Consider the following 25,058-nt stretch of genomic DNA (forward strand, 5'->3'; position numbering starts at 1 on the left):
GCGGAGGACAAGGGCGACCACTACCTCGTCAACGGGCAGAAGACCTGGACCAGCGGCGGGCAATGGGCGGACAAGTGCTTCTGCCTCGTGCGCACCAGCCGCGCGGACAAGCACAAGGGCATCTCGTTCCTGCTGATCGACATGCACGCGCCCGGCGTCGAGGTGAAGCCGATCAAGATGATTTCGGGCATGAGCCCGTTCTGCGAAACCTTCTTCACCGATGTCGAGGTGCCCAAGGAAAACCTCGTCGGCGAGGAGGGGCAGGGCTGGACCATCGGCAAGAAGCTGCTCCAGCACGAGCGGACCAATCTCTCGGGGGGCGGCGCGCTCGCCGCGCTCAATTCGCAGCCGCTGGGCAAGGTGGCGGAGCGCTACATCGGGCTGGACGAGAACGGCAAGCTGGCCGACGCCGAACTGCGGGTGAAGATCGCCGATTTCGAGATGCGCTGGAACGCCTTCCTGCTCACCGCGCGGCGCGCGATGGAGGAAAGCAAGGCGCAAGGCGGCGTGTCGGAGATCAGCTCCATCCTGAAGAAGGCGGGCACGAAGCTGGGCCAAGAACGCGCCGAGCTGATGATCGCGATCCAAGGCTATCGCGGGCTCGGCTGGGAGGGCGAGGGCTTCGAGCAGAAGGAGCTCGACGGCACGCGCGCCTGGCTCTTCGGCAAGGCGACCACGATCTACGGCGGGTCGACCGAAATCCAGAACAACATCATCGCCAAGCGCATCCTCGGGATGCTCGACCACCAGTAAGGGGAGCGGGACTCATGGCGGTTCTCAACGACGAACAGGAAATGCTGCGCGACATGGCGCGCGAGTGGACGAAGAACGAGCATCCGGTGGGTGCCTGGCGTAAGGTGCGCGATGCGGGCGAGCCATTCGACGCGGACGCGTGGGGCGCGATGGCCGAGATGGGCTGGGCAGGGATCATCGTCCCCGAAGAGCACGGCGGTAGCGATTTCGGCTGGATGAGCCTCGGCTTGGTGGTCGAGGAACTGGGCAAGAGCCTCGCCGCGAGCCCGCTGATCGCCTCCGCGCTCGCCGCATCGGCGATCGTGCTGGGCGGTAGCGACGAACAGAAGGCGCAATATCTGCCCCGGCTGGCGAGCGGGGAACTGATCGGCACGCTCGCCTTCGATGAAGGCCCGCGTCATGTCGGGCTGAAGGCGAACGCCAGCGTGCACGACGGGCGTCTGACCGGCACCAAGGCTTTCGTCCATGAAGCCAGCCGTGCCGGGCTGTTCGTCGTCTTGGCGAGCGATGGCGTCTATCTGGTCGAGCAGGGGCAGGGCGTTACGCTCTCGAGTCGCGCGCTGGCCGACATGCGCGACCATGCCGAGATCGACTTCAACAATGCGCCTGCGCAGAAACTGGCCGCTGGCGGGGATGATCTGGCGCAGAAGATCCTCGACCGGGCGCGCGTGCTGACCGCCGCCGAAATGCTGGGCATGTGTCAGGCGGTGTTCGACACCACGCTCGACTATCTGAAGCAGCGCGTGCAGTTCAATCAGGTGCTCAGTTCCTTCCAGGCGCTGCAGCACCGGATGGCGGACCTCTACAGCGAACTGGAAATGACCCGTTCGGCGGTAGAAGGCGGACTGCAGGCGCTCGACAGCGGGTTCGCGGTGACCGAGGCGGCGATGCTCGCCAAAACGCGCGCGAACGATGCGCTGCACCTGATGAGCAAGGAGGGCATTCAACTGCATGGCGGAATCGGGATGACCGACGAATACGACGTGGGCTTCTACCTCAAACGTGCGCGCGTGCTGGAGGCGGCGTGGGGCGCGAGCAGCCATCTGCGCGACCTTTATGCGATGACCAAGGGCTACTGACGTTACGGAATGCAAGCGCGTGCCGCACAGTGTTACGCAACTGTCACAGTCGCACGGCGACCGCAGGTCGCGCTTGTAGTTTGACGAGAACACGCGCAGAATAGCGCGGCTTGGGAGAGCATGCATCGGTGGGCGCGACAGGCAAAAAGCTGCGCGCCCCCTTTAAAACCAATCACGCAACCGCCGTTGGCGGTGCGTCGAGGCGCAGTCTCTCCCCCGCAAGAACATTGGGATTGGGAGACCTATGAAAGCCATTCTGACTCGCTCGATCGCGCTCGGTGCACTTGCCGGAGGCCTCGCCTTCCAGCCGGTGGCGGCGCTGGCCCAGACGACCGACGCACAAGATACCGAAGCCGAACTGCAGGACGAGCTCACCGAGGGAACGACGATCGTTGTTACCGCGCAGGGCCGTACGCAGGAACTGACAGATGTGCCAGTCGCGGTGAACGTGGTCTCCGCGGAAGAGCTGCGCAATTCGGGCGCCAGCGACATTCGCGAACTCAACCAGGTCGCGCCGTCGCTGCTGGTCTCCTCCACCGGCAACGAAGCCAACGGCTCCGCCCGTATCCGCGGCATCGGCACCGTGGGCGACAACCCCGGCCTGGAAAGCTCGGTCGCGGTGTTCGTCGATGGCGTGTACCGCTCGCGCTCGGGCAACGCGCTCAGCGAACTGGGCCCGATCGACCGGGTCGAAGTGCTGCGCGGCCCGCAGGGCACGCTCGGCGGGCGCAACAGCTCGGCCGGCCTGATCAACATCTACACCGCGCCGCCCGAGTTCGAATTCAGCGGCTATGGTGCCTTCACCTACGGCAATTACGACGCGATCAAGATCGAAGCCGGAATCAACGCACCGCTCGGCGATACGGTCGCCGCACGTCTCGACGGCGTCTATTTCAAGCGTGACGGTTTCTACAACGACGTCGTCAATGGTACCGACGTGAACGATCGTGACCGTTACCTGATCCGCGGCCAGATGCTGTTCGAGCCGACCGATACGCTCTCGATCCGGCTGACCGGCGACTATTCGAAGAAGGACGAGGCGTGCTGCGCCGCGACCTTCGTGCAGCCCGAGTTCGCTCCGCTTGCGCGGGTCAGTCCGGGGCTCGATCCGTTCACCCGCCCCAATGGCGGTCCGGCGCTGACGAGCACGCAGAACCCCATCGTCAACATCCTGCTGGGCCTGGGGCAGAACCCCAACGCGCTGACGCAGAGCACCTTTGATCGCGATATCTATGTCACCCCGGGCCGCAGCTATGCCGGCCAGACCGAGGACTATGGTGCCGCGCTGGAACTGAACTGGGATTTCGGCGGTGCGCGACTGACTTCGATCACCGGCTATCGCGACTATTCGAACACGCAGGGGTCCGACACCGACTACACCCAGGTCGATATCCTCTATCGCGCGCCTGGCCCCAACGCCGGGGCGCGTGAGTTCCGCACCTTCAGCCAGGAACTGCGTTTGCAGGGTGAGGCTTTCGACGGCACGCTGGACTGGCTGGTCGGCGGCTACTTCGCCAACGAGAAGCTGGAAACCCGCGACAACCTGCGCTTCGGTACGCAGTACGGCACCTTCGCCAACTGCCGCATCGCGCTGGCGATCAACCCGGCGCTGGCCAATCCTTCGGCGGCCAACTGCTTCGGTGCCAATATTGGTGCGCTGACGGCGGCCAATGGTGGTGCCGGCGCGTTCGGGGCGGCCACGCCGCTGATTATCGCGGGGATCAACAACCTCGCGACCGTCAGCGACCGGGGCAGCACAGGCGACCTGTACAATCAGGAAAGCACCAACTGGGCGCTGTTCACCCACAACATCATCAACATTACCGACCGGCTGAACCTGACGCTCGGCCTGCGGTACACCAACGAGAACAAGGATTTCTCGGCCACCTTCGGCAATGACAACACCGCCTGCCCGGCCAACCGTGCGCTGCTTGGGCCGCTGCTCGGCGTTCCGGCGCTCGCGGGTCTCGCCGGCGGCCTCATCTCGCTCTCGTGTCAGGGCAACAGCACCAGCGAACTGAACGGCGTTTCGATCGCCGACAGCCGCGACGAGGACGAGTTCACCGGGACTGCGATCATCTCGTTCAAGCCGACCGATCGTCTGATGACTTACGCCAGCTATTCGCGCGGCTACAAGGCAGGCGGGTTCAACCTCGACCGTTCGGCGCTGGCAAACCCGCTGGCGCTCAACGTGGCGGCGCTCAATACCGCGAACCTCCAGTTCGGGCAGGAAACGGTCGATGCGTTCGAGGTGGGCGGCAAGTATGACGGCCGCGACTGGACGCTGACGGCCGCTGCCTTCTACCAGCGGTTCTCAAACTTCCAGCTCAACACGTTCAACGGCTCGGTCTTCCTGGTCCAGAACGTCAATTCGTGCGGTGCGGACCTGGGCGGGGCGGATCGCGATGCGAGCGCCACGACCGGTGCCTGTGCAGCCGACGACGTGCAGCCGGGCGTGATCGCCAAGGGTGTCGAGCTGGAGCTGAGCCTGCGGCCCGCGCGGTTCCTCAACGCAACCCTCGGCATGACCTATGCCGATACGAGCTATGAGGATGATCTCATCGGCAATGACACGGGCGCTCCGCTGGACCCGGCGCTGCGGCTGCTTCCCGGCGACAACCTGTCGAACGCGCCCGAGATCACGGCCACGGCCTCGCTCAGCTACACTCCGCCGCTCGGTAACAGCGGTCTGAGCGGCCTGTTCTACCTGAACACCCGCATGACCAGCGACTACAACACCGGCTCCGACCTGGTGTATGGCAAGGAGCAGGACGGCTACATTCTGGTCAACGGCCGCATCGGTATCCGCGGCCCGGACGAGAAGTGGGCGATCGAACTGTGGGCGCAGAACCTGTTCGATCAGGACTACACCCAGGTCGCGTTCAACACGCCGTTCGTGGCTCCGCAGCAGACCTATTCGGCCTACCTCGCCGAACCGCGGACCTACGGCATCACGGTGCGCGCGGGCTTCTGATCCACGCAGCGCCGTAAGGGCGAAGAGAAACGGCGCGGGGGGCAACCCCCGCGCCGTTCTTCTTATGGCGTGTGAAGAGCGGGTTAGCCCAACCGTGCGCGCAAGATTACTGAACTACGTCAGCCCAGTCGGGATGGCGCATCGCCTGCGCCTTGAAGAAGGGGCACAGCGGCACGATGCGGAAGCCTTCCGCGCGCGCATCCGCCACCACCCGCTCTGCCAGTGCCGAGCCGACGCCCTTGCCGCGCAGGCTATCAGGAACGCCGGTATGATCCACGATCACCAGCGTGGGGCTGGCGCGCGAGAAGGTCAGTTCGCCGACTTCGTCGAAACCATCGACCTGGGCCACGTAGAGCCCCTTGGTGTCGTTATCGACACGCGTGATCGTGATGCTGCTCATGATGCAGGTGGCTTACCGCAATGCACACCGCGTGCAATAGTGTGCCCGTCGTAGCCATGCCGATCGCGCCTGACGGCCAAGCCTCAGGGCGCCGGATCAGCGCTTGAGTTCGATCATATCCTCGCCGCGATCGACATGCAGGCCGTAGGCCGATTCCAGCAGGTCGAGAAATGCATCGGCGTTGTGCGTCTGGAACGAGCCGCCGATCCTGATCTGCTGGATGTCCGGGGCCACCTGGATCGGCTTGCCGGAATAGCGGTTGAATTCCGCCACGGCGGTGCGCAGCGGCGTGTTGTCGAACACCAGCAACCCCTCGCGCCACGCAGTCATCGCGTTGACCTCGTCTCCGTTGGACCCGACCACCAGCGTGTTCTGCTTGCGTATGTACGCGACATCACCGGTCGACACGATTGCTGCACCTGCGCTCTCGGCGCTGGCGCTATCTTCGACCTTCACCCGTCCCGAAACCACGGCCACGGTCACATCGTCGCCGGAGCGCTTGACCGAGAAGCGCGTGCCGAGAACGACGATCCGCCTGGGTCCGGCATGGACGATGAACCGGCGATCCGGGCGGTGCACGATGTCGAAAAAGGCCTCGCCTTCGTCAAGCCACACCTCGCGTGCGTCCGGGCCGCTGGCGGCCCGCAGCCTGGTTGCGGTATTCAGTTCCACCGTGCTGCCGTCGGCGAGTTTCACAGCTTCGCGCGCCCCGCGCGCCGTCTCGTACCGGGCAGGCGGCTCGGTCGGCACCGGCGGACTCCACATCGCAATCCCGGTCAGCGCCAGAACGAGCGAGGCGGCCAATGCGCCGACAAGCGCGAAGACCGTCCGGCGGCGGCCCGGAGCCTCCTCTTCCTCAACGCAAGACGGCGTGTCGCCCAATGCGGGAATGCGATCGGCCTCTCGCCAGCCGTGCTCCAGCCGCCAATAGGCCGCCTTGTGCGCCATGGACCGCTTCATCCAAGCGGCGAACTCGGCCTCGTCCTGGTCGGTCCAGCCGGGTTCCTCGCGTCTGATCAGCCAGCCGGCTGCGACATCTTCGATCTCTGCGGCGCTCATTGCGATTTGCTCCGCCGCGCACGCTGCGGCTTTTCGCGCTGGATCCGCCCCGATCCGCCGAGCATGGCATCCGCCATGGCACGAATGCCGAGCCGCAATTGCCGGTCGATCGTGTCGAGCCCGACGCCCATCGCCTCGGCCGCTTCGAGCCGCGACATCCCTTCTACCTTGCGCAGGCGGACCACTTCGCGGCAGCGCGGGGGCAGGTCTTCCATACCCGCTTGTGCCCGGCGCAGGGCATCGCGCGCGGCAAGATGACGCTCCGAACCTTCGATATCGATGTGCACGTTCGCCGCGCTTTCCAGGTCGGCCACCTGTTCGAAGGAGACAATTCGGTCGCGCTTGGCCCGGTTGATCAGAATGTTGCGCGCGATGGTGAACAGGTAACCCTGCGTGCGATCGGGCAAGCCGCGACGCGCGCCGTTCAGGGCGGCCTCGTATACGTCTTGTCGCAGATCGGTCACGTCGTCCTCGGTGCGCCAGTTCTTACGCAAATAGCGCGTCAGCGAGGGTTCGAGGGGAAGAACCTCCTCACAGAACCATATCTGAAGCTGGGTGTCGTCCACCATCGCCCTGCCGACGCCATTTCCCTTGCGGTCACGAATGCCACGACAATCGAACGCGGCAAATCCGTAACATCTTTTTGCACCCGGCTTGAAAATTTCACGGCGGTGACATTTTTTTGAGATCGGCGTTACGGATCGATGACGCTCGCTTGTCCCAGTGTTCGAGGCCGGCCCAAAGCGCGTGCCGGCGAAAAGAACCGGGGGGTTACTTATGTCATTTGCGAAATCCGTCTCACTGCTGTTGGCCGGGGTTGCAGGCGGTGTCATGGCCGTGCCGACGGCAGCCGTTGCGCAGGGAGAGGTTGCCTCCACCAAGCAGCAATTCGCCATTCCGGCAGGCACGCTCAAGGGCGCACTCGACCGCTGGACGCGTCAGTCGCGCCGCGAACTGGTCTATCGCGAGGCGGATATCGCAGAGGTTCGCAGTCAGGGTGTCTCCGGGGTCTTCACGCCGGAAGAGGCGCTGATGAGGATTCTCGACGGGACGGGCTTCGGCGTCGCCTTTCACGAGAGCGGCGCGATCGCGATCGTCCGGCAGGAGGCGCGGGGAAACGCCACCCCCGAAATCCTCGTCACCGGAAAGCGCAACTGGTCGCTCAACACCGGCATCGAACGTAGCGAGGACGACAGCCAGCCGTTCATCGTCCTCACCCAGAAGGACATTCAGGAGTCCGGCGCGCCGGATCTCGACACCTTCCTGCGCAACCAGCTGAACGTGAATTCCGCCCCCTCGACCAGCGATATGAGCGGGCGGACCAATTACACCCAGCGCGGCCTCAGCAATATCAACCTGCGCGGTCTCGGTTCGCGCGATACGCTGATCCTGGTCGACGGGCGCAGGCAGCCGGGAATCAATCTGGGGCAGGGGCAGATCAACCAGCCGCAAATCACCGGCATCCCGCTGGCCGCGGTCGAACGGATCGAGGTGCTCGCCTCCTCCGCCTCGGGCCTTTACGGCAGCGGCGCGAGCGGGGGCGTCATCAACATTATCCTGCGCCGCGACTATCAGGGTGCGGAGATCAGCGCCAACTACTCCGACACCTATGATTTCGCGCAGCCTGACTTCCGCATCGACTTCACCGGCGCGACCACGATCGAGGGTGGGCGGACCAACATTTCGTTCACCGGCAGCTGGCGCAAGCAGGCCCCGCTGCTCTACGGCGATCGTTCGGAACTGTTCGAGCGCGGGCGTCAGCGCATTCTCGAAAACGATCCCACGTTCTTCTACGGTGCGTTTCCGCCCTCCGGCGCGACCCCTAATATCCAGACCGTCGACGGAAGCCCGCTTCAGCTCGATCCCGAATATGGCGGTACGCTGTTCGACAGCCCGATCGCTTATGTGCCCAATGGCTATCGCGGGGTGGCGCTGGACGGGGTCGATCCGCTGATCGCGACGATCGGCAGTTACAATTTCGATCAGCCGATCAGCGCCGTTGGCGAAGGGAAGCTCGCGCCGCTGCTCTACGGTGCGGAAAATCTCGCCGGCACCCTCGCCGTGCGGCGCGAGTTCAACGACTGGCTGAGCGTCTATGTCGAAGGCGCGGCCTCGCGGGCGATCTCGCGCACCACGGTTACGCGCGCTCCTTCGAGCGTGACGCTGCTTGCCGATGCGCCGAACAATCCCTTCGCACAGGATATCAGCGTCGCACTGCCGCAGGGCGATGCCGAGGCCGACGTATCGAGCCGGAACGACCAGCTGCGCGGGGTCGCCGGCGCGATCGTGAAGCTGCCGTATGACTGGCAGGCGGTGGCCGACTTTTCCTGGTCGAAGAACCGCTACACCGCAGACAAGTCGCCTTCCAACTACACCCCCGGCCTGACCCTTCTGCTGGGGTCGGGATCGCAGGATGTGCTGCGCGACCTGCGGCTCGATCCACTCGACCTGACCTATATCGACAGCGATTTCGGCTCGATCACGACGCCCGCCACCACCACCATCGCGACCCAGTCGCTGCGGCTGGCGGGACCGGTGCCGATCGACCTGCCGGGCGGGCAGCCGCGCATGACGCTGAATGTCGAGCGTTCGGTCGAGGTGGCGGGCAGCGTGATTTCCGCGATTAATAGCGAGTTTTCGAGCGTGACCTACACGCCCGAGCGCAAGCAGACGATCCTCGCCGGGTTTGCCGAGATCGCCTTCCCGATTATCGGCGCGGATAACGGGGTTCCGCTGATCCGCTCGCTCGAACTGCGGATCGCCGCCCGGCACGAGCGGTACAAGGGCGAAGGCGCGCTGGCCAATATCATTTGCCAGTTCGGGTTCGGCGCGCTGCCCAGCGACGACATCTATCAGGATTGCCCGCCGCAGGGGGCGGACCTCGGCCTGGCGACGACCGAGAACAGCCATACGGACCCGTCGGTCAGTGTGCGCTGGTCGCCGATTGAGGACGTGACCTTCCGCGGCTCCTACACCACCGGCTACCTGCCGCCCACGCTCGACCAGCTGACCAAGCTTCAGGGCGTTCTGGGCGTGGAGGCTCGCGACCCCCTGCGCGGAGGGGAGCCGATCGGGACGCCGACAGCGTTCGGGTATGAGATCCCGGGCTATTACGGCGGCAACCCCGACGTGAAGCCGGAAAGCTCCGAGACCTGGACCATCGGCGTGATCCTGACGCCGCGCTTTCTGCCCGGCCTGCGGTTCTCCGCCGACTGGACCCGGATCCGCAAGGAAGACAACTACTTCACGCCGAACCTGCTATACGCGACCGACGAAGCCACGCAGGAGGCGCTGGAGATATTCCTCGAACGCTATCCGGACAGGGTGGAGCGTGGCCCCGCGTCGGACGGCTACGACGTCGGCCCGATCACCTCGATCGATATCTCGATGGCCAACCTCGTCGGGTCGACGGCGGAAGCGGTCGATTTCTCGCTCGACTACAGCGACGAACTGTTCGGCGGGACAATCGATTTCTCCGCTTCGGCGACCTGGGTGCGCGAATTGTCTGTCGAGACCTATCCGGGCCAGCCCGAGGAAGACTACGCCGGTGTGAACACGGTGAGTTACGGCCAGGGCTACGGCGAAAACGGCGCGCTGCGCTGGCGCGGCAACGGCAGCATCCGCTGGAGCAAGGGGCCGCTCTCGATCGCGTGGCAGGGCCGCTATGTCGACAGCTACTACCTCCAACTGGACCGGTCCGTCGTTGCAACCCAGGGCTCGGCCAAGGTGGATAGCGTGTTCTATCACGATATCGCGGCAACCTACGATTTCGATCGCGGGCTCAAGGTTCGCGCCGGGATCAACAACGTGCTCGGCAGCAAGCCGCCGATCGACACGCTGGCCTCTCCGATCTTCTACAGCCGCAACGCCGATCCGCGGCTGACGAACTTCTATCTGACGCTCACCAAGTCCTTCTGATCCGTAGCTGCGGGCTGGCACGATCACGTGCCGGCCCGCACCTGCGCGCATTCCCCCGGAGCCACACCATGAACCTCAAAGCCCTTTTCCTTGCCGGCTGCGCATTGTCGCTGCTTCCCCTCCCGGTTGCGGTCCAGGCACAGGAAGCCGCGCAGGACACCGCTGCGCAAGCAGCGGATGCCGTCGAGGCGACGACCCCGCTCGAAACCTTCGTTTCGCAGATCGACATCCCCTATGCCGAGTTCACGCTCGACAACGGCCTGACCGTGATCGTCCACACCGACCGGACCACACCCGAGGTTTCGATCGGCGTATGGTACGATGTCGGATCGAGGAACGAGCCCGAGGGGCGCAGCGGCTTCGCCCACCTGTTCGAACACCTGATGTTCAACGGCAGTGAGAACGTGCCGGGCGACTTCTTCAAGCCGCTGGAAGAAGCCGGCGCGACCGGGATCAACGGCACCACCAGTAACGACCGGACGAACTATTACGAGACCGTGCCGGTCTCCGCGCTGGAGCGCGCACTGTTCATGGAATCGGACCGGATGGGCTACCTGCTGGGCGCGGTGACGCAGGAGGTGCTGGATGAACAGCGCGGCGTCGTCCAGAACGAGAAGCGGCAGGGGGAGGACAACCCCTATTCGGTGATCAGCGACCGGATGACCGCGACGCTTTATCCCGCAGACCACCCCTATGGGCACAGCGTGATCGGATCGATGGCCGATCTCGATGCCGCCAATCTCGACGATGTGAGGGGCTGGTTCCGAAGTCATTACGGCCCCAACAACGCGATCCTCGTGCTTGCCGGCGATATCGGCGAGGAAGAGGCGCGCCGGGTGGTGACGAAGTATTTCGGCGCGATCCCGCGCGGGCCGGAAAACCCGGAAATCGTCGCGCCCGTGCCGACCCTTCCCGAACGGATCGACGAGACGGTAACCGCGCCGGTCACCCAGCCCACCATCGTGCGCACATGGGCCGTGCCGGGTTACGACAATACCGATGCCCTCGGCCTCGATGTCGTGGCGGGCGTGCTGGGGCAGATCGACAATGCGCTGCTCGACCGGGTGCTGGTGCGCGAGCGCAAGCTGTTCGACCGCATCGGGACCGAGAATTCGACCCTCGCCCGGGGCGGTACCTTCACCATCCGTGGACAGGTGGCCGAGGGGGTCGATCCCGAGGTCGCAGGCAAGGCGCTGGACGAGACGATCGCACAGTTCCTGTCCCGCAAGCCGACCGAGGACGAAGTGACCCGGTGGGTGACGCGGTTCGTTGTCGGCTATGCGATGGGGCAGGAATCGCTCGCCGGACGCGGTCAGGCGCTGGCCAATGGCAAGGTCCTGATCGGCGATACCGACGCCTACCGCCGCGATATCGACTTCTACGCCCGGCAGACGCCTCAGGATGCGTTCGACACGGCACGCAAATGGCTGACCCGCCCGGTTTACGCGCTGACCGTGGTGCCCGGCGCGCGGATCGTGGAAGAGGATGCCGCGACGCGGTCGGAAACGCCGTCGGCACAGACGCCCTCCGCAGAGGCGAGCACTGAGGCGACTGGGGTCGTGCGCAAGCAGCGCATGCCGATGCCGCCGCTGGGCGAGCCGAGCGGAACACGCTTCCCCGAGGTGACTCGCACGACGCTGTCGAACGGTATCGAGGTGATCTACGCGCAGAAGGACACCGTGCCCTTCACGCAGATCTCGCTCAATTTTCCGGTCGGCACCGCGGTGGACGCGCCGAGCGAGGATGGCCTGTTCGGAATGATGATGGCGACGCTCGACCAGGGCATTCCCGGTCGCGATTCCGCCTCGATCGAAGCCGAGAAGGAACGGCTGGGCCTCTCGCTCGGCGGCGGGGCCACGGTCGATGAAAGCTCGGTCTATGTCCTGACCCCGTCGATCAACCTCTCATCCGCGCTGGATCTGATGGGCAGCGTGGTGAAGGAGCCGACCTTCCCGCAGGAAGAGATCGACCGGCTGCGCCGCGATTATCTGACCCGCTATGACAACAGCCGGATCCTGCCCGACGCACTGGTGCAGGAGGTCCTGCCGCGCCTGATCGACGCCAATTCGCCCTATGCGATCCATCAAGGCATGGGCGATCCCGCGGTTCTCGCCAGCATCACGCCCGCGCAGCTCGACGCGTCGCACGACGAATGGGTCCGACCCGAGGGCGCCCGGATCTTCGTGGTCAGCGATCTACCGCTGGCGCAGCTCCAGCCCGGACTAGAAGAGGAATTCGGTACCTGGGAGGTCGCCGGTACGGCGCCGCCCATGCCCACGCGGGCGGCGCCCGATCCGGCCCCGCCGCAGATCGTCCTCATCGACCGGGTGGATTCGGCCCAGACCACGATTGCGGGCGGCCAGCTGGTCGAAGGCGTGACCAGCGACGATCTCGTCTCACTGGACCTCGCCGACCAGGTGCTGGGCAGCGGATTCCTCAGCCGGATCAACATGAACCTGCGCGAGGACAAGCACTGGGCCTATGGGGCGAGCGGCAGCTTCGTCGATCAGCTGCAGGAGACATCCTATGTCGCCGCCACCAGCGTGCAGCAGGACAAGGCCGGCCCTGCGGTGGACGAGCTGCGCAAGGAGGTGACCGATTTCGTCACCACCCGCCCGATCAGCCAGGAAGAGCTCGATTTCGTGCGCGACAGCCGCCTGCGTTCGATGAGCAGCTGGTTCAGTTCGGCTGGCGGTGTGCTGGCGGGCATGCAGGAAAACGTGCGTCGCGGACGGCCCGACGATTATTACGCGACGCTGGGCGAGGAGTACAAGACGGTGGAGCTGGACGAGCTACGCGCCGATGTGAAGGCCGCGCTCGCGCCATCGCAGTGGGTGTGGGTCGTCGTCGGCGATGCCGACATCGTCAAGCCGCAGCTCGAGCCGCTGGGACTGCCGATCACCGTGCTGAAGCCCGAGGACGTGCTGCCGCCTTTCCGCAGCGGCGATTCGGGCGACGCGGAAGAACCCGAGGGCTGATCGCCGACAGGCGCGATCCGTGACAGCGAAGAGCGGCAGGCCTGCATGGGGTCTGCCGCTCTTTGCATGTCTGGCTGCCACGCGCTGCTGAAGAGCGGCGCGCTGGCGGAGCCGGGGTATGTGGCGCCGCTCGGCCTTGGCAAAATGGGTGAGGGGAGGCGTCTGCATCAGCTGTGCAGGCCTGCCAGAGTGCTCTGCTGAAAGGGGACTCCCGACTAAAACCCGGCCGCAGCCGATACGGCAAGGCGTCGTGCGGGATGGGTTTTAAGGGGGTAATTCCACTGGTCGGGAAGACAGGATTCGAACCTGCGACCCCCACACCCCCAGTGTGATGCGCTACCAGGCTGCGCTACTTCCCGAGCAGTGGAAGGGGGCCTATAGGCGCGCACTTCGCGGCTGGCAATGCCCGTTTGCCACTGTTTGTGAATGCTGGCCGGAAGGCGCGCTGCGCCGCAGATTGCTCTTGTCTCCCAAGGCTGCTAGGCGCGCGGGTCTGGAGGGCTGGTGGCGCTGCAGCGGGATGGATTTGTTTCCGCCCGGCTTGTGCTCGCCACATGGACGCTCCATTTCTACACTCGGATTTCAACAGGTACCCGTACCCTCATGCTCGACCTTATGACCGCCGCGGCCAGCGCATCAGCGCCCCCGGCCTGGATCCAGTTCCTGCCCTTCGTGGGCATGATCCTCATCTTCTGGTTCCTGATCATCCGCCCGCAGATGAAGCGGCAGAAGGAACACCAGGAAAAGATCGGCGGCCTCAAGAAGGGCGACCGGGTGGTCACCGCAGGCGGACTGATCGGCAAGATCGTCGCCGTGCGTGACGATGAGGTCGAGCTGGAACTGGCGCGCGATGTGCGGGTCAAGGCCGTGAAGAGCACGATCGGCGACGTGATCCTGCCCAAAGCCAGCAACGACTGAGCGCGAAGAGGCTTCTACCAATGCTCGAATTTCCGCGCTGGCGTAAGATCTGGTTGTGGGCGTTGACCCTGGCGGTGGCGGCGTGCGCCATCCCTTCGTTCTTCTCCATCGCCAACATTCCTTTTCCGCGCAGCCTGCCCGATCCGACGGTCAATCTCGGGCTCGACCTTGCCGGTGGCAGCCACATCCTGCTGGAAGCGCAGCCCGCACAGGTCGCGGCGCAGCGGCTTGAAAATCTGGAGGAATCGGTCCGCACCGCAATGCGCGATGCGAACCCCGAGATCCGCATCGGCGATCTTTCGACCCGGGGCGGGCGCCTGTCTTTCATGCTCGACGATCCGAGCGAGATCGACCGGGCGCGCGAAGTCCTCACCCCGCTGATGAATGGCACCGGGCTGACCCGCCAGTGGGAGCTGAGCGTGGTCGATACCAGCCGGATCGTGCTCACCCCCACCGCACAGGGCCTCGACGAGGCGGTGACCCAGGCGATGGACAGCGCGACCGACGTGGTCCGCCGCCGGATCGACGAACTGGGCACGCGCGAGCCGACCATCCTGCGCCAGGGCGACACCCGCATCGTGGTCCAGGTGCCGGGCCTGCAGGATCCCGAACAGCTCAAGGAACTGCTCGGCCAGACTGCGAAGCTCGAATTCAAGCTGGTCGATGAGGAAGCCCTGCCAAGCGACGTTGCCGAGGGTATCGCCCCTCCGGGCAGCGAGATCTTCCCCTTTGCACAAGGCTCAGCATTCGAAGGCAGCAGCATTGCTGTTCGCCGGCTTGGCGGCATTCAGGGTGACAGCCTGGTCAATGCGCAGGCCGGGGTCGACCCGCAGGACAACAGCAATATCGTCAACATCCAGTTCGACAGCCAGGGCGGCCAGCGTTTCGCCCAGCTGACGACGCAGAACGTGGGTAAGCCCTTCGCGATCATCCTCGACGGTGAAGTGCTTTCCGCACCCAACATCAACGAGCCTATTCGTGGCGGCGCGGCGCGCATTTCTGGCGGGTTCACCGCCGACAGCGCCAACGCACTCGCCATCTCGCTGCGTTCGGGTGCGCTGCCGGTCGATCTCTCGATCGTCGAGGAACGCACCGTCGGGCCCGACCTTGGCGCCGACTCGATCCGTGCCGGCCTGCTCGCGATGGGCATCGGTTCGCTGCTGGTGGTCGCGCTGATGATCGTTACCTATGGCCGCTTCGGGGTCTATGCGACCTGCGCGCTGGTCATCAACGTGATCATGATCCTGGGTATCATGGCGGCGCTCAACACAACGCTGACGCTGCCCGGTATTGCCGGTTTCGTGCTGACGATCGGCGCGGCGGTGGACGCCAACGTGCTTATCAACGAACGCATTCGTGAAGAACGAAAGCGCGGGCGGCGTGTCGTCACCGCGGTGGAGAACGGCTACCGCGAGGCAAGCCGTGCGATCTATGATGCGAACATCACCAACTTCATTGCCGGGGTGCTGCTGTTCCTGTTCGGCTCGGGTCCGATCCGCGGCTTCGCGGTGGTCCTGATCATCGGCCTGTTCACCAGCGTGTTCACCGGCGTGACCATGACCCGTATGTGGGTCGCGGGCTGGCTCAAGGCCAAGCGTCCGCGCGAAATCAACATCTGACGGGGCATCGAGTAACATCATGAAACTTCTCAAGCTCGTTCCCGACGACACCAACATCCTCTTCCTGCGCTGGCGGGTGCCGTTCTACATCGTCAGCGTGATCCTGATGATCCTGAGCTGGGTCGCGGTGTTCACCATGGGCCTCAACTACGGGGTCGACTTCGCCGGTGGTCAGGAAGTGCGTCTGACCTTCCAGCAGCAGAAGGAAGCCCCGATCCCGCAGCTGCGCGATCTGGTCGGCGACCTTGGCTATGGCGAGCCGGTGGTGCAGGAATTCGGCCAGCCCAACCAGGTCTCGATCCGCGTGCCGCTGCCCGAGGATGTCGAGAACACGCCCGGCGCGGCGACCGAGATCGGCAACAAGGTGATTGCCGCGATCGACCAGCAATATCCCGACGCGCGGACCGACGGTAACGACACCGTTTCCGGCAAGGTCGCGGGCGAGTTCCGGGAGCGCGCGCTGTGGGCGCTGCTGGCCGCGATGGCCGCGATCGCGATCTATATCTGGGTCCGCTTCGAATGGCAGTTCGGGGTGGGCGCGCTGTTCGCGCTGGTCCACGATGTCTCGCTGACGATGGGCTTCTTCGCGATCACCCAGCTGGAATTCAGCCTGCAGATCATCGCCGCGATCCTCGCCATCATCGGCTATTCGCTGAACGATACCATCGTCGTATATGACCGTATCCGCGAGAACCTGAAGAAGTTTCGCAAGATGCCCGTGCCCGAGCTGCTCGACCTGTCGGTCAACGAGACGCTGGCACGTACAATCATGACCTCGCTGACGCTGCTGGTCGCGCTGATCCCGCTGCTGCTGTTCGGCCCGGCCAGCCTGTTCGGCATGGTCGCTGCGATCACGCTGGGGATCTTTATCGGGACCTACAGCTCGATCTACATGGCCGCACCGATCCTGATCTGGATGGGGGTGACCGGCACCAGCTTCGTGCCCCAGGAAAGCAAGGCCGATCAGCAGGAGAAGGTCGCCCGCGGCGAAGCCTGACGATCCGCTTACGTCTGAATTTGAGGCCGCTCGTCCCGATGGGGGCGGGCGGCCTTGCTGTTTCTAGCGCCCGATGATGTCCGAATAGATCGCGTCGAGCGCCTCTGCGTGCTCGGCCCAGCCGAACCGCTCGACCATCTGCGCCGTATCCCTCGGCGCGGGCGGGTCGCGCAGGATCATCCGCACACCGTCGGCCACCGCATCGCTGTTTCGCGCTACCAGCACCCCGGCAGCCGGGCCGCGCACCAGCTCGCGCGCGCCGCCGACATCGGCGACCACCAGCGGGGTGCCGCAGGCAAGCGCCTCGACCCACGCATTGGCGAGCCCTTCGCTGGCCGAGGGCAGGACCATCGCATCGGCGGCGGAGAGCACCAGCGGCAGCAGGTCGTGGTCCAGCAGGCCCAGGAAGTGGACCCGCTCGGCGACCCCCCGCTCGCCCGCCAGCGCGCGCAGCTGCGCCTCGTCCGGCCCCTTGCCGACCAGCAGCAGCTGCGTATCGGGCAGCTGCGCCAGCGCGCGCACGACCATCTTCTGCCCCTTGCGCTCGATCAGCGCGCCGACCGTCGCGATCAGCGGTCCTTTTTCGGGCAGCGCCACGCCCAGCCGCCCGCCCAGCATCCTGCGCAGCCCTGCATTCTGCAATGGCCGGAAGCGGTCGCGGTCGAGCCCGGTGTAGTGGATCGCGATTCTACCCCGGTCCATCCCCAGCGCGGCCATATCCTGCGCCAGCGCCTCGCTCACCGCGAGCACCCGGTCTGCCTGCCGTGCTGCGTCGAGCATCTTCGCCCGGCCGAAGCCGCGCGAGCCCCAATAGTGGATGTCCGCTCCGCGCGCCTTGATTGCCAGCGGCAGGTCCAGCGCGCGGGCGATCGTGGCGGCTGCGGGTCCGTCCGGGTAGAAGAACTGCGCATCGATCAAGTCGAAGGGCTGCCGTGCGTGCAGCTCGCGCGCCAGCGGCAGCACAGCCCTTGCGATCATCGCCGGGTTCAGCCGTCCGCCGACCCTGGGCAGCAGCGTGAAAATGGGGCGATGCACGCTCAGCCCATTGCTGCGCCCGTCGACCGCCGCCTGCTCCAGCGCGCGATATTCGCCCATCCTGACCGGTGGCAGGCCGATCGGGTTGATTACCGTCACCTCCCAGTCGGGCCGCGCGGCAAGCGCCTCCATCGAACTGGCCACAAAAGTGCCGAAGCGCGGGCGGGCCGCGTTGGGGTACAGCGTCGCGAGCGAGAGGAGCCGTTTCATGCGCGTGGCCGTCACAAAGGCCGGACCAGCGTTTCGGCGACCGCAATCCACGCCGGGTCTTCCACGATCACCTGCTTGTGCCCCGGTTCCGGGGGCAGCAGCGCAATCCGGCGCGGTTCGCTGTCGACCAGCCGCCCGAAGGCGAAGCGGCCCGCACGGCGCGGCACCAGCACGTCGCGGTTGATCGCGCGCGGTGCGTCCTCGGGTGCGATCTGGCGCAGCCATAGTTGGTCGCCGGTGCGATAGGCCCCGGTACTTGCGCTGACCTGCATCACCATCCGCGAGCCCGTTGCTCCCATCGCCTCGGGCAGGATCGCCTCGCGCGGGGTCTCCAGCGCCTGCGCGCCGTTATCGCCCAGCACGGCGACCACCGCGACCGGCTCCGCCTTGTCCGAGCGGACCAGCGTTTCTGGATCGACGCCCAGCGCGCTGCCGATCCGCTCCATCCATTTGAGCGAGAGGTTGCGCGTTCCCGTTTCCAGCCGACCGATGGTCTGCGCGGTCGTGGGCGGAGTGCAGGCCTCCGCCAGATCGGCCAAGGTCCAGCCTTTCTGGCGGCGAATATCGCGGATTCGGTTTATCATCAGGGCAGGTCTTTCACCAAATCGGTAAAAAGCACTTTCCTACACCTGTTCCCGCTTGGCAAGCCGTCGCTCGATCAATCCGGGGAGACCATCTGCCAATGCAACGCGAACTTGCCGAACGCGAACTGACCAGCGAAGGACCACGCCGCAGCGGTGGCCCCAGTGCGAGGCGCCGCTCTGTCACCGTCAATCTCGCCGAAAGTCCGCTCACGTGGCTGCACGCGCGCGGGCACCTGAGCGACCGCCTGTTCGATGCGGGCGAGCGTCTGCGCGCCGATTACGAGAAGGCGCAGCTCAGCCCGTCGGTCACGATGCGGTGGGACCCGGTGCGGATCAAGGGCGGACCGGATGCGGGGCTGTCCCCCACGGAGCGTCAGCTAGCGGCGAAGGAGCGCTTTGACGGCGCACTGGCGGCGGCGGGCAGCGGCCTCTCGGACGTGCTGTGGCGCGTCGTGTGCGCGTGCGAGAGCCTGCCCGATGCAGAGCGCGCGCTGCACTGGCCTGCGCGTTCCGGCAAGCTGGTGCTCAGGCTGGCGCTGGAACGGGTGGCCGATTTCTACCGCATCGGGTGAGGCGCGTTTTTTGGTCCCTGGACTGTGTGTCAGGTGTGTCAGGCGCGATCCAGACGACTGGCGATCCGCGCCCTCAGACGCGGCAGCAGGTCGGCTTCGAACCAGGGGTGCTTGCGCATGAACAGGGTCGATCGCCAGGCGGGGTGGGGCAGGGGAATCGCTCCATCGAACGCGGCGCCGTCGGTCTCCAGCCAGTGCTCGACCCGCCGGGCCATGGTCCAGCCGCGCGTTTCGGGCAGGTTGGCCGCCTGCGCGTAGCTGCCGACCAGCAGCGTCAGCCGGTCGTCGGGCAGGGTGGCGAGCACACGCTCGTGCCACAGCGGCGCGCATTCGGGGCGCGGCGGTCGGTCGCCGCCGCTTGCCTTGCCGGGGTAGCAGAAGCCCATCGGGACCAGCGCGACCTGCTGTGCGTCGTACATCTGGTCGCGGTTCAGGCCGGTCCATTCGCGCAGCCGGTCGCCGCTGGCATCGTCCCACGGGATGCCGCTCGCATGGACCTTGCTGCCCGGTGCCTGCCCGATGATGAGGATGCGGCTTTTGGAAGAGAACTGGACCACCGGCCGCGGTGCAAACCCCAGCGCGGTTTCGCACACCCTGCAGGCGGCGATGTCGGCGTGCAGCGTCTCTGTGCTCAACCCTCGACCCGCTCGGCCAGCATCAGCCAGCGTTCCTCGGCCTCGTCCTTCTCGCTCCGCGCATTCTCGATGCCCTTCATGATGGTCGCGAAGCGCTGCGGGTCCTTGGTGTACAGCTCCGGATCGGCGAGGATTTCCTCCCCTCGGGCGATGGCGAGCTCCAGCTCCTCGATCCGCGCCGGCAGGGCCTCGTAATCGCGCTGGTCCTTGTAGGAGAGCTTGTCCGCCTTCGGTGGGGGAGGGGGCGGCGGCGGGCTCTGCTTGGCGGGTGCCTTGCTCTTGCCTGCGATGGGCTGGCGGCGCTTGGCCACCCAGTCCTCGTACCCGCCTGCGACCACGTCGACCTTGCCCGACCCGTCGAGGCCGAGCGTGACGGTGACCGTTCGGTCGAGGAAGTCGCGGTCGTGGCTGACGATCAGCACGGTGCCCTCGTAGTCCGCGATCACCTCCTGCAGCAGGTCGAGCGTCTCGAGGTCGAGGTCGTTGGTCGGCTCGTCCAGCACCAGCAGGTTGGATGCGCGGGCGAACTCGCGCGCCAGCAGCAGGCGGCTGCGTTCGCCGCCCGAGAGGATATCGACCTTGGTGTCGACGATGCCCGGATCGAACAGGAACTCCTTGAGGTAGCCCTGCACATGCTTGCGGTTGCCCCGCACATCGATCCAGTCGCCACCCTCGGCCAGCACCTGCCGCACGGTCTTGCCTTCGCCCAGCAGGCTGCGCTGCTGGTCGATCATCACGCCGGTCAGCGTCTTGGCGATCTCGACCGTGCCGCTATCGGGCTCGATCTCGCCGGTCAGCAACTTCAGGAGCGTGGTCTTGCCCGCGCCATTGGCACCCACGATCCCGATCCGGTCGCCCCGCTGGATGCGAAGCGAGAAGTCGCGGATGATCGTCCGGTCACCATAGGCCTTGGAGACATGGTCGGCGACGATCACCGACTTGCTCTTGAAGTCCTCTGCCGTCGCCAGCTTCAGTTTTGCCGTGCCGCTGGTGTCGATCATCGAGGCACGCTGGGCGCGCATCTGCCACAGCTTCTCCAACCGCCCCTGGTTGCGCTTGCGCCGCGCGGTGACTCCGCGTTCGAGCCAGTGCGCCTCCAGCTTCAGCTTCGCGTCGAGCTTCTCCGCCGCGCGCGCTTCCTCGGCATAGACCTGCTCTTCCCACGCCTCGTAGCCGCCGAAGCCGACTTCCTTGCGCCGCATCGTGCCGCGGTCGAGCCACAGCGTTGCGCGGGTCAGGCGCTTGAGGAAGGTCCGGTCGTGGCTGATCACCACGAAGGCACCGGTATAGCGGTCGAGCCAGCTTTCCAGCCAGTCGATCGCGGCCAGATCAAGGTGGTTGGTCGGCTCGTCCATCAGCAGCAGGTCCGGATCCTGCGCCAGCGCGCGGGCGATGGCGGCGCGGCGCTTCTCGCCACCGCTCGCACCCTTGCACTCGCGGCTCATGTCGATGCCGAGCTGGCCCGCGATCGCCTCTACCTCGTGTTCGGCAGGCGGGTTCTCGCCGCCCAGCGCGAAGTCCATGAGGGTTTTGTGAGCCGAAACGTCCGGGTCCTGCTCCAGCACCACGATCCGCGTGCCGGGCTTCACCTTGCGCTGGCCCTGGTCCGCGTCGAGCTTGTCGTCGATCAGCCGGAACAGCGTGGTCTTGCCAGCGCCGTTGCGCCCGATCAGCGCGAGCCGGTCGCGCGGGCCGATGTGCAGGTCGATATTGTCCTGGTTAGGGCCGCCGAACAGCCACCGGCCGCCCTGCTGGAGGCCGAGGTTTTCCCAGGAAAGAATTGGAGGCTGAGCCATTGTTGCGGCGAGTTAAGGCGCGAAGAGCTAACTCACAAGCCTTCCGCGAGCCGATGCTTGCGGGTAACTGCTGGAAAACAGCAATCGTCTGGAGAATGCCGATGATCCGCACCGCCATCGTACCCACCGTCCTTGCCGCGACCGCTCTGGCCGCAAGCCCCGCGATCGCCGCCGAAATCCAGGTCCAGGCCACCGGTCCGGTGATCGAACTGGTGGTCAACGAACAGGTCGAGGTCGAGCCCGACACGGTGACCATCAGCGCTGGCGTAACCACCCAGGCGCAGACCGCGCAGGAGGCGCTGTCGCAGAACTCCGCGCAGATGCAGAGTGTGATCGACCGGCTGAAATCGCTCGGCATTCCCGAGCGCGACATTCAGACCACCCGGATCAATCTGGGCGCGCGGTTCGACTATGATCAGCAGGCGCAAAAGCAGGTCTTCCGCGGCTATCAGGCATCCAATCAGGTCAGCGTGAAGCTGAGGGATACCGAAGAGGTCGGCGCGGTGCTCGATGCGCTGGTGAAGGCGGGGGCGAACGACATCAACGGGCCGAGCTTCTCCGTCTCGGACGATACTGGCCCCAAGGCCGAAGCCCGCAAGCGCGCGCTGGAGCGTGCGCGCAGCATGGCGCTGGATTACGCGCGGGTCGCCGGGTACTCCAACGTCCGGGTTCTGCAGATTTCCGAAAGCGTGCAGGGTTCTGCGCGGGAGTATAGCGCCGACGCGATCCGCGTGACAGGATCGCGCATCGAGCGTTCGCCGCCGATCCAGGCTGGGATGGTGGAAACCGGGGTAACCGTCAGCGTGACCTACGAGGCGGTCAATTAAGGCGATCGTTCACAAATCGATTTGGAAACCTGAACGAATGGTGGCATGTCGTATTCACAGGCTATTCAATGGTTTCCGCCTATCGCCGTGCGCATCATGAAATCGCTCCTCGCCTCGCTCCTTCTTGGATGTGCGCTCGCCGCCGCACCTGCGCCCGCGTTTGCCCAGAGCAACCCGGCGCAGGAAGCGGCGCGGCGCGATACCCAGTCGGGCAGGGCGCTGCCGCTTCGCCAGATCGAGGCGATCGTGTTCCGCTCGCTCGACGCGCCGGTCTGTTCCAACAGCGGCAGCGGGCGCGATTGCTACGAATATCTTGGCCCCGCCTATGATCCGGGCGCGATGGCCTATCGTCTCAAGTTCATGCGCAACAGCCGTGTGACTTTCGTCGATATCGATGCGCGTACCGGCCGCGTGCTGAGCCGCTCGCGTTGAGCGTCCGGCGGAAAAAGAGGCCCTGTTGTTGACGATGACGCGCCATTCGCTTCAAGGAGCGGCCTTGTTGAAAATACTTGCCAAGTGACAAGGACCACACGCCGATGCGCATCCTGATCGTGGAAGACGAGCCGACGCTGGGCCAGCAGCTCAAGTCGACGCTGGAACAGAACGGCTATGCGGTCGACCTGTCGACCGATGGCGAAGACGGCCATTATCTCGGCTCGACCGAGGATTACGACGCCGTGATCCTCGACCTCGGCCTGCCGGAAATCGACGGCCTGACCGTGCTGGGCATGTGGCGCAAGGAAGGCCGCAGGTTCCCCGTGCTGGTGCTGACCGCGCGCGACAGCTGGAGCGACAAGGTCGCCGGGCTGGACGCGGGCGCTGACGATTATCTCGCCAAGCCGTTCCAGACCGAAGAACTGATCGCGCGCCTGCGCGCGCTAATCCGCCGTGCTTCTGGCAATACCAGCAGCGAACTCACCGCCGGCGACGTGCGGCTAGACACCCGCTCGGGCCGCGTCACGCGCGGGGGCGACCCGGTCAAGCTGACCGCGCAGGAATACAAGCTGCTGAGCTACCTCATGCACCACAAGGGCAAGGTGGTCAGCCGCACCGAACTGATCGAACATATCTACGATCAGGATTTCGACCGCGATTCGAATACGATCGAGGTCTTCGTCACCCGCATCCGCAAGAAACTGGGCGCGGAAGTCATCACAACGATCCGTGGCCTTGGCTACAGCCTCGACGACCCCGCCGACGCCCCCCGCGCGTAACGGCACGCCGCCGGCCGGGGCGCTCACGCGGCCCTCCGGCAGGCGCGATCCGCGTGCGCCCGATCGGGTGGCGGGCGAGGCCTATCAGGAGCCGCCGCGCGACTTCGTTGCCCCGCATACGGGTAGCCTGACGTGGCGCATGATCGCGATTTCCGCGATCTGGATCGTCGTCCTGCTGCTGGGCGGGGGGCTGGCGCTGGATCGCACGCTGACCAATCTGGTCCAGAACAATTTCGACACCCAGCTCAACAACAACCTGACCGCGCTGATCGCCTCGGCGGAAATCCAGCCGGGCGGTGAGGTGTGGCTGACCCGGCCGATGGGCGACCAGCGCTTCATGGAACCCAATTCGGGCCTCTATTACCAGATCAGCCCCTCGGGCGAGCCGGTCGATCTGAACAATATCGACGTGCTGCCGTCGCGATCGCTCTGGGACGAGGCGCTGGAGCTGAGGACTTCGGCGAAGGACGAGCCGGTCTATTACGACAGCAGGCAGTTTCGCGGGGAGCCGCTGCGCATCGCCCAGCGCGATACGACCCTGCCCGGCAGGGACACGATGTGGACCTTCGCGGTTGCGCAGTCGCGCGCGGAGATCGACGAACAGATCGACCGGATTCGCCGCATCCTGGTGCTCAGCTTCGTGATCCTGGGGCTGGGCCTGATGGTGCTGGTGCTGCTGCAATCCTATGTCGGCCTGCGCCCGCTGCGCCGCATCCGCACCGCGATCCAGCATATCCGCACCAGCGGCAGCAACCGGGTGACCGACCCGCTGCCACTGGAAGTGCAGCCGCTGGTGCAGGAGCTTAACATGCTGCTCGAACATTCGGAGCGGCAGGCGGAAGAGGCGCGGACGCATGCAGGCAATCTCGCCCACGCGCTCAAGACCCCGCTGACGGTGGTCAACAACGCGGCGACCGCGCACGCACCCGACCTTGCCGATACGGTGATCCGCGAGGCGCGCACGATGCGCCGCCATGTCGACCACCATCTGGCCCGTGCCCGCGCGGTGGGGCGCCGGGCGGTCGGCCACGCGCGGACCCCGGTGCGCGATAGCGCGGAGGCTGTCCGCCGCGCGATCGAGCGGCTCTATCCCGACGTGCGGTTCGACATCGATGGCTCTAAGGACGCGCAGGTCTCGATCGAGCGGCAGGATCTCGACGAAATTCTCGGCAACCTGATCGAGAATGCGGCGAAATACGGCGGCGGCAGCGTGTTTGTGACGATCGATGCCGAGCCGGACGATCGCTGCTGCGTGATCTGGGTGGAGGATGACGGGATGGGCATCCCCGAGGAAAAGCGGGTCGAGATCTTCGATCGCGGTGCGCGGCTCGATACCGGCAAGCCGGGCACTGGCCTCGGCCTCGCCATCGTGCGCGATGTTGCGGAAATCTACGGTGGATCGGTCGACCTGGCCGAGAGTGAGGATCTGGGCGGGCTACTGGTAAGGCTGTCGCTTCCACGCAGCTAATCCGCTGCGGAGAGCAGGACTT

20 protein-coding genes and 1 tRNA gene are annotated in these 25,058 nt (G+C 65.6%); 13 read left to right on the forward strand and 8 right to left on the reverse strand.

All coding sequences use genetic code 11. The features are described 5' to 3' along the window. The 3 genes from KYN89_RS00005 to KYN89_RS00015 form a co-directional block, all read left to right on the forward strand. Positions 1 to 753 (forward strand): acyl-CoA dehydrogenase family protein (locus tag KYN89_RS00005; RefSeq protein WP_222823257.1); only part of this gene is annotated, 753 nt, incomplete at its 5' end. A gap of 14 nt (positions 754 to 767) precedes the next feature. Further along, positions 768 to 1,832: an acyl-CoA dehydrogenase family protein gene (locus tag KYN89_RS00010; protein ID WP_222823258.1), complete on the forward strand. Its 1,065-nt coding sequence runs from the start codon at positions 768 to 770 to the stop codon at positions 1,830 to 1,832. A gap of 244 nt (positions 1,833 to 2,076) precedes the next feature. Beyond that, positions 2,077 to 4,806: a TonB-dependent receptor gene (locus tag KYN89_RS00015; RefSeq protein ID WP_222823259.1), complete on the forward strand. Its 2,730-nt coding sequence runs from the start codon at positions 2,077 to 2,079 to the stop codon at positions 4,804 to 4,806. Between the two features lie 106 nt (positions 4,807 to 4,912). On the opposite strand, the gene KYN89_RS00020 is transcribed toward KYN89_RS00015, so the two are convergent. The 3 genes from KYN89_RS00020 to KYN89_RS00030 form a co-directional block, all read right to left on the reverse strand. After that, positions 4,913 to 5,206: a GNAT family N-acetyltransferase gene (locus KYN89_RS00020; RefSeq protein ID WP_222823260.1), complete on the reverse strand. Its 294-nt coding sequence runs from the start codon at positions 5,204 to 5,206 to the stop codon at positions 4,913 to 4,915. Between the two features lie 96 nt (positions 5,207 to 5,302). Beyond that, positions 5,303 to 6,265 carry a FecR family protein gene (locus KYN89_RS00025; protein WP_222823261.1) on the reverse strand — a complete coding sequence of 321 codons (963 nt, stop codon included), beginning with the start codon at positions 6,263 to 6,265 and terminating at the stop codon, positions 5,303 to 5,305. Beyond that, positions 6,262 to 7,098, reverse strand: a complete 837-nt coding sequence (locus KYN89_RS00030) for an RNA polymerase sigma factor (RefSeq protein ID WP_248284920.1) — start codon at positions 7,096 to 7,098, stop codon at positions 6,262 to 6,264. Before KYN89_RS00030 ends, KYN89_RS00025 begins: the two co-directional genes overlap by 4 nt. Between KYN89_RS00030 and KYN89_RS00035 the strand changes: the two genes are divergently transcribed. Both KYN89_RS00035 and KYN89_RS00040 read left to right on the forward strand, forming a co-directional pair. Beyond that, positions 7,097 to 10,183, forward strand: coding sequence for a TonB-dependent receptor (locus tag KYN89_RS00035; RefSeq protein WP_222823262.1), 3,087 nt, complete (start codon positions 7,097 to 7,099; stop codon positions 10,181 to 10,183). The genes KYN89_RS00030 and KYN89_RS00035 overlap by 2 nt on opposite strands. Positions 10,184 to 10,251: 68 nt before the next feature. Then, a complete protein-coding gene (locus KYN89_RS00040; RefSeq protein WP_222823263.1) occupies positions 10,252 to 13,161 on the forward strand; it encodes a M16 family metallopeptidase in 2,910 nt (969 codons plus the stop codon). Between the two features lie 282 nt (positions 13,162 to 13,443). Here the strand turns inward: KYN89_RS00040 and KYN89_RS00045 are convergent. Beyond that, positions 13,444 to 13,520: transfer RNA gene (locus KYN89_RS00045), tRNA-Pro, on the reverse strand. A 244-nt stretch (positions 13,521 to 13,764) separates the two neighbouring features. On the opposite strand from KYN89_RS00045, the gene yajC reads away from it, so the two are divergent. Genes yajC through secF form a run of 3 tightly spaced genes read left to right on the forward strand, consistent with a single transcriptional unit; the run spans position 13,765 to position 16,695 of the window. Next, on the forward strand, positions 13,765 to 14,079 hold the full coding sequence (yajC, locus tag KYN89_RS00050; RefSeq protein WP_010239239.1) for a preprotein translocase subunit YajC: 315 nt from the start codon (positions 13,765 to 13,767) through the stop codon (positions 14,077 to 14,079). 20 nt (positions 14,080 to 14,099) lie between these two features. After that, positions 14,100 to 15,698, forward strand: coding sequence for a protein translocase subunit SecD (gene secD, locus KYN89_RS00055; protein WP_222823264.1), 1,599 nt, complete (start codon positions 14,100 to 14,102; stop codon positions 15,696 to 15,698). A gap of 19 nt (positions 15,699 to 15,717) precedes the next feature. Beyond that, positions 15,718 to 16,695 (forward strand): protein translocase subunit SecF, encoded by a 978-nt coding sequence (gene secF, locus KYN89_RS00060; protein ID WP_222823265.1) that lies wholly within the window; start codon positions 15,718 to 15,720, stop codon positions 16,693 to 16,695. 63 nt (positions 16,696 to 16,758) lie between these two features. On the opposite strand, the gene KYN89_RS00065 is transcribed toward secF, so the two are convergent. Together KYN89_RS00065 and KYN89_RS00070 are read right to left on the reverse strand one after the other, a co-directional pair. Continuing rightward, the gene (locus KYN89_RS00065) at positions 16,759 to 17,940 is read right to left on the reverse strand and encodes a glycosyltransferase (protein ID WP_222823266.1); all 1,182 of its coding nucleotides are present in this window, start codon (positions 17,938 to 17,940) and stop codon (positions 16,759 to 16,761) included. Between the two features lie 11 nt (positions 17,941 to 17,951). Beyond that, positions 17,952 to 18,524: a helix-turn-helix domain-containing protein gene (locus KYN89_RS00070; protein ID WP_222823267.1), complete on the reverse strand. Its 573-nt coding sequence runs from the start codon at positions 18,522 to 18,524 to the stop codon at positions 17,952 to 17,954. A 98-nt stretch (positions 18,525 to 18,622) separates the two neighbouring features. Here KYN89_RS00070 and KYN89_RS00075 point away from each other — a divergent pair, with 98 nt between their 5' ends. Then, the gene (locus tag KYN89_RS00075) at positions 18,623 to 19,096 is read left to right on the forward strand and encodes a DUF6456 domain-containing protein (RefSeq protein WP_222823268.1); all 474 of its coding nucleotides are present in this window, start codon (positions 18,623 to 18,625) and stop codon (positions 19,094 to 19,096) included. A gap of 38 nt (positions 19,097 to 19,134) precedes the next feature. Here KYN89_RS00075 and KYN89_RS00080 read toward each other — a convergent pair whose 3' ends face one another. Together KYN89_RS00080 and KYN89_RS00085 are read right to left on the reverse strand one after the other, a co-directional pair. After that, on the reverse strand, positions 19,135 to 19,731 hold the full coding sequence (locus KYN89_RS00080; protein WP_222823269.1) for a uracil-DNA glycosylase family protein: 597 nt from the start codon (positions 19,729 to 19,731) through the stop codon (positions 19,135 to 19,137). Next, complete coding sequence (locus tag KYN89_RS00085) at positions 19,728 to 21,527, reverse strand: ABC-F family ATP-binding cassette domain-containing protein (protein WP_222823270.1); 1,800 nt, start codon at positions 21,525 to 21,527, stop codon at positions 19,728 to 19,730. The genes KYN89_RS00080 and KYN89_RS00085 overlap by 4 nt, the downstream gene beginning before the upstream one ends. A 101-nt stretch (positions 21,528 to 21,628) precedes the next feature. Here KYN89_RS00085 and KYN89_RS00090 point away from each other — a divergent pair, with 101 nt between their 5' ends. From KYN89_RS00090 to KYN89_RS00105, 4 genes are all read left to right on the forward strand, one after another. Beyond that, positions 21,629 to 22,354: an SIMPL domain-containing protein gene (locus tag KYN89_RS00090; RefSeq protein WP_222823271.1), complete on the forward strand. Its 726-nt coding sequence runs from the start codon at positions 21,629 to 21,631 to the stop codon at positions 22,352 to 22,354. Positions 22,355 to 22,450: 96 nt separating this feature from the next. Beyond that, entirely contained in the window at positions 22,451 to 22,786 is a 336-nt protein-coding gene (locus tag KYN89_RS00095) for a PepSY domain-containing protein (protein WP_248284921.1), read from the forward strand. A gap of 104 nt (positions 22,787 to 22,890) precedes the next feature. Continuing rightward, positions 22,891 to 23,568 carry a response regulator transcription factor gene (locus KYN89_RS00100; RefSeq protein ID WP_010239256.1) on the forward strand — a complete coding sequence of 226 codons (678 nt, stop codon included), beginning with the start codon at positions 22,891 to 22,893 and terminating at the stop codon, positions 23,566 to 23,568. Further along, the gene (locus tag KYN89_RS00105) at positions 23,525 to 25,036 is read left to right on the forward strand and encodes a sensor histidine kinase (RefSeq protein ID WP_429699532.1); all 1,512 of its coding nucleotides are present in this window, start codon (positions 23,525 to 23,527) and stop codon (positions 25,034 to 25,036) included. The genes KYN89_RS00100 and KYN89_RS00105 overlap by 44 nt, the downstream gene beginning before the upstream one ends. Positions 25,037 to 25,058 lie beyond the last annotated feature (22 nt).

This window comes from Alteriqipengyuania abyssalis (assembly GCF_019857185.1).
GTDB classification, from domain to species: Bacteria; Pseudomonadota; Alphaproteobacteria; order Sphingomonadales; family Sphingomonadaceae; genus Alteriqipengyuania; species Alteriqipengyuania abyssalis.